Source organism: Mesobacillus sp., assembly GCF_047739415.1.
Classification (GTDB): domain Bacteria; phylum Bacillota; class Bacilli; order Bacillales; family Cytobacillaceae; genus Mesobacillus.
Map to the genome: position 1 here is coordinate 1 of NZ_JBIQOE010000243.1, position 3,598 is coordinate 3,598.

Genomic DNA, 3,598 nt, shown 5'->3' on the forward strand with positions numbered 1-3,598 from the left:
AGTGCATTATGTATTTCCCTGCTAACAAAAAAATGACCTTTCCTACACAGCCAAATGATGGAGTAGATTTATTTTAATTCAACATATGGCCGCTGCACTTCAAGCTACTTGCTGTATATTAAGTTTCAGGTCGCAACCGGAAGCTCTTTTATAAATATGGACTGTTTCACATCAATAAAGCCGATTTGTATACCCTTCATTTAATTCCTTTGCAACTTGTTCAGGGGTAGTATTTGGCAGTTTTGTGTGAGCAACCAACATGTTAGGGACAGAAGGGAGAAACTCTTTCTCTAGCCATGAATCTGGCTGCCACAACTTTGATCTGATAAATACCTTGGCACAGTGAGCGTAACATTCCTCAACTTCTACTAAAATACCAAATAAGGGTGTATTTCCGTTGACAGCAGTTTTTTCGAGAAGTTCAGAATCACGACAAATATAAGCTTTACCATTAATTCTTAACGTTTCACCTAACCCGGGTATTAAAAAGAGCATCCCAATATTAGGGTTTGTAATGATGTTATGGACAGAATCCATTCTACGATTTCCTGGACGTTCCGGGATGAACAAATGTTTTTCATCAAGGACTGCTACAAACCCCGGGGCATCTCCGCGTGGTGAAACATCACAGTGTCCATCAGCGTTAGAAGTAGACATAGATAAAAAGGGAGACTTTGAGATAAACTCCCTGCAATGATCGTCAATAAAAGAAATGACTTTATTCGCAGCCCTTAGGCTTGGGTTTCCAATAGAGGAACGAAACTCTTCAAATTCTTCTTGTGTAAAAATAATCTCTTTATACTTCTTTATCATGTGATCACCTTTCAATTTGGAATTTATAACAATAGTACCATTTTATAGGATTGATAGCTTTGATTTTTACTATAGGCTTTTTTTACATTGATTGTGGGTATTCGAATAAACCTAATTACCGCATTCTGACAGGGTTTTGGACTATTTTCTATTTGCTCATTAGGTGGTTCACCCTTGATCGTTCAGAGGAATTAATCCAGAGAAAACTCTTGAATCATCCCAATTAGACAATGATGTTAAAACTCGCAAAGATATTAAAATGATCCTTTAAAAAACAAATGCCGTCTAATGAAGCATTATATGCAAGTTTATATTCTTTTAGAAAGGGAAACAAAAGAAGGAACAACCACTGCAGAAAAGGAGATGATAGAAAATGAAATTCAAAAATGTACTATTGTCTATCCCACTAGGTGCAGGAATCATTTTGGCCGGTTGTGCTGCTGATGAAGAGCCGCCACCGGAAGATGAAAATAACATGGAAAACATAGAAGAGCAGGAAGATAACCAAGAACCAGACGTAACGGAAGAGCCTAGTGAAGAAAATCCTGACGAAGAAGAACCCGACTTAGATGAAGAACCTAGTGAAGAGGATAATAATTAGTAATGCGGAAAACACCTGTCATTGTACAGGTGTTTTTTTGGTTAAGGACAATTATACTCGTTTCAGGACATATGTCCTTTTCGTATATTCATGTTCTGTCATTTAATTAATACAAAGATGAGATTTGGGGAGAGAGAAATGAGAGGTTTAATTTTTGCTTTTTTAGGGGGAGCTTTTATCACGCTGCAGGGTGTGGCGAATGCGAGGATCAGCCAGGATATTGGTACATGGCAGACGGCTTCGATTACTCAACTTACCGGGTTTTTAGCGGCTTTGTTTGTCTTGATCTTTGCTGTAAAAGGACAATGGCAAGGACTGAGCAAAGTGAGACCCCTATATTTGATTGGCGGTACTTTTGGGGCAATTGTTGTTTTTGGAAACGTTACTGCGATTCATTTTATTGGTGTCACTCTAACAGTTTCTGCGATGTTGATCGCCCAGCTTGCGATGACATTCCTGATTGACCGGAATGGATGGTTCGGGGTAAAGAAACAAAAAATGAGGATGCCACAGCTGATTGGTATTACAATGATGGTAGCAGGTGTGATGATCCTGGGGTGGTAATCGAAGGGATTAACAAGATTAAAGGGGCAGGAAAAGCTTATGAAAGAATTAAAAGCATCGGAACTGATAGAAACGTATTTGCGGTCTCACCAGATACAATCTTTATTTAATGAGGAGATTCTTCCTTACCTAACTTTATTTGAATTTGAAAAAGGGGAGCAGATCTGTTCCCAGGGTGAGGCTGTTGAGTATCTATATATACTGGTTAAGGGGAAAGTGAAGATTTTTACCACTTCAGAAGAGGGGAAGACATTGATTCTTTCCTTTAAAACTCCGCTTGAAGTCATTGGGGACATTGAATATGTACAGGAAATTGATACGATCAATACCGTTGAGGCTGTTTCTCCTGTCGTCATGATCGGAGTCCGGCAAAGTGTGCTGCGAAGATTTTTAAAAGATCACTCTCCATTCCTGCAATTTTTGCTGAAGATCATTACAAGGAAATTCTATATCAAATCCCAGTTCATGCGCCATAACATCCTGTATCCGGTAGAGACTCGATTAGCCAGCTATCTCGTATCAGTCGCCTATGATGAAAACGAAGCGCTGGTCAACGGGAAGGTAAGTACATCGAATCTCACTGACATTGCTAATTTAATTGGAACAAGCTACCGCCATCTTAACCGGGTCATTAAGGAATTCTGCTTAAATGATCTGGTGGAACGAGACAGCGGTGCAATCGTAATCAAAGATTTGGAAGGACTCAAGTCCCTTGCTAAGGAAAATCTTTATGAATAGGGAGGGTAAACAATGCTTTTAGGCTTACTATTTGCATTAATGGCTGGCACGCTTGTCGGCCTGCAGAATATTTTTAACAGCAAGGTAAATGAAAAAGCGGGCTCGTGGACGACAACGACTTTAGTATTAGGGTTAGGATTCCTGGCATCCTTCATCCTCGGCCTGTTCTTTGAAGGGAGCCAACTTTTCAATTTACAGGAAATGAAATGGTGGTACTGGTTCAGCGGATTGCTCGGAATCGGAGTCGTTTCAGGCATCGTCCAGGCGATTAGGTTCCTTGGACCGACCTTTGCGATATCAATTGTATTGACTTCACAGCTCGGTTTCGCGGTTTTATGGGATTCATTAGGCTGGATGGGATTGGATAAGGTACCGTTTACTTTCCAACAATTTCTCGGCGTACTCGTCATTATAGCTGGATCCATTGTCTTTAAGTGGAGCGAAGGAAGGGAAGAAAAAGCTGAGGTAATACATTCCCGCCATGACCAAAAAGCAGAAGTATCATGATCAATAGTTTAGTGCAACTTTATAGGGAAATCTTAAACGGTATTTATATAATGCCGTTTTTTCTAATGTAGTTGTTATGCCAATAAGTTGAATCGAAATGGTTGAAAATATATTTATCCAGATATAAGTGGTATAATCTATAAAAAGAAAAAACGGAACTATACATAGGAGCTGAACTTGTGAATCCCATCGAAAGATTTTCTAGATACTTAATTGATAATGCACATGAAATCAGTAAGGAAATTACCGATTATAATTTGAAAAAACTCGAAATTGATCTTCCTGCAGAAATTATCGAACAATCGAGGAAGACGAATAAGGCATTCGTGGAATTCCTCGGCAACACACTGAACCTTTCAAAGGAAGCTGCGGCTG

General features: G+C 39.4%; 6 protein-coding genes. 5 read left to right on the plus strand and 1 reads right to left on the minus strand.

Annotated elements, in window-relative coordinates; all coding sequences use genetic code 11:
* Window positions 1–171: 171 nt before the first annotated feature.
* Window positions 172–813 (minus strand): pyridoxamine 5'-phosphate oxidase family protein, encoded by a 642-nt coding sequence (locus ACH0QE_RS19110; protein ID WP_415802072.1) that lies wholly within the window; start codon window positions 811–813, stop codon window positions 172–174.
* A gap of 373 nt (window positions 814–1,186) precedes the next feature.
* On the opposite strand from ACH0QE_RS19110, the gene ACH0QE_RS19115 reads away from it, so the two are divergent.
* The 5 genes from ACH0QE_RS19115 to ACH0QE_RS19135 all read left to right on the plus strand — a co-directional run.
* Complete coding sequence (locus ACH0QE_RS19115; protein WP_415802073.1) at window positions 1,187–1,414, plus strand: hypothetical protein; 228 nt, start codon at window positions 1,187–1,189, stop codon at window positions 1,412–1,414.
* 138 nt (window positions 1,415–1,552) lie between these two features.
* Window positions 1,553–1,978 carry a DMT family transporter gene (locus tag ACH0QE_RS19120; protein ID WP_415802074.1) on the plus strand — a complete coding sequence of 142 codons (426 nt, stop codon included), beginning with the start codon at window positions 1,553–1,555 and terminating at the stop codon, window positions 1,976–1,978.
* Window positions 1,979–2,017: 39 nt separating this feature from the next.
* Window positions 2,018–2,716 carry a Crp/Fnr family transcriptional regulator gene (locus ACH0QE_RS19125; protein WP_415802076.1) on the plus strand — a complete coding sequence of 233 codons (699 nt, stop codon included), beginning with the start codon at window positions 2,018–2,020 and terminating at the stop codon, window positions 2,714–2,716.
* Window positions 2,717–2,728: 12 nt separating this feature from the next.
* Complete coding sequence (locus tag ACH0QE_RS19130) at window positions 2,729–3,223, plus strand: DMT family transporter (protein WP_415802077.1); 495 nt, start codon at window positions 2,729–2,731, stop codon at window positions 3,221–3,223.
* Between the two features lie 179 nt (window positions 3,224–3,402).
* Window positions 3,403–3,598: hypothetical protein (locus ACH0QE_RS19135; protein WP_415802078.1), on the plus strand; the 196-nt coding region annotated here is incomplete at its 3' end.

What these genes read in the sequence shown, in the direction of transcription:
- ACH0QE_RS19115 (WP_415802073.1), top strand. Translation starts at nt 1,187, where the DNA reads ATGAAATTCAAAAATGTACTATTGTCTATCCCACTAGGTGCAGGAATC.
- ACH0QE_RS19110 (WP_415802072.1), bottom strand. Translation starts at nt 813, where the DNA reads ATGATAAAGAAGTATAAAGAGATTATTTTTACACAAGAAGAATTTGAA.
- ACH0QE_RS19130 (WP_415802077.1), top strand. Translation starts at nt 2,729, where the DNA reads ATGCTTTTAGGCTTACTATTTGCATTAATGGCTGGCACGCTTGTCGGC.
- ACH0QE_RS19125 (WP_415802076.1), top strand. Translation starts at nt 2,018, where the DNA reads ATGAAAGAATTAAAAGCATCGGAACTGATAGAAACGTATTTGCGGTCT.
- ACH0QE_RS19120 (WP_415802074.1), top strand. Translation starts at nt 1,553, where the DNA reads ATGAGAGGTTTAATTTTTGCTTTTTTAGGGGGAGCTTTTATCACGCTG.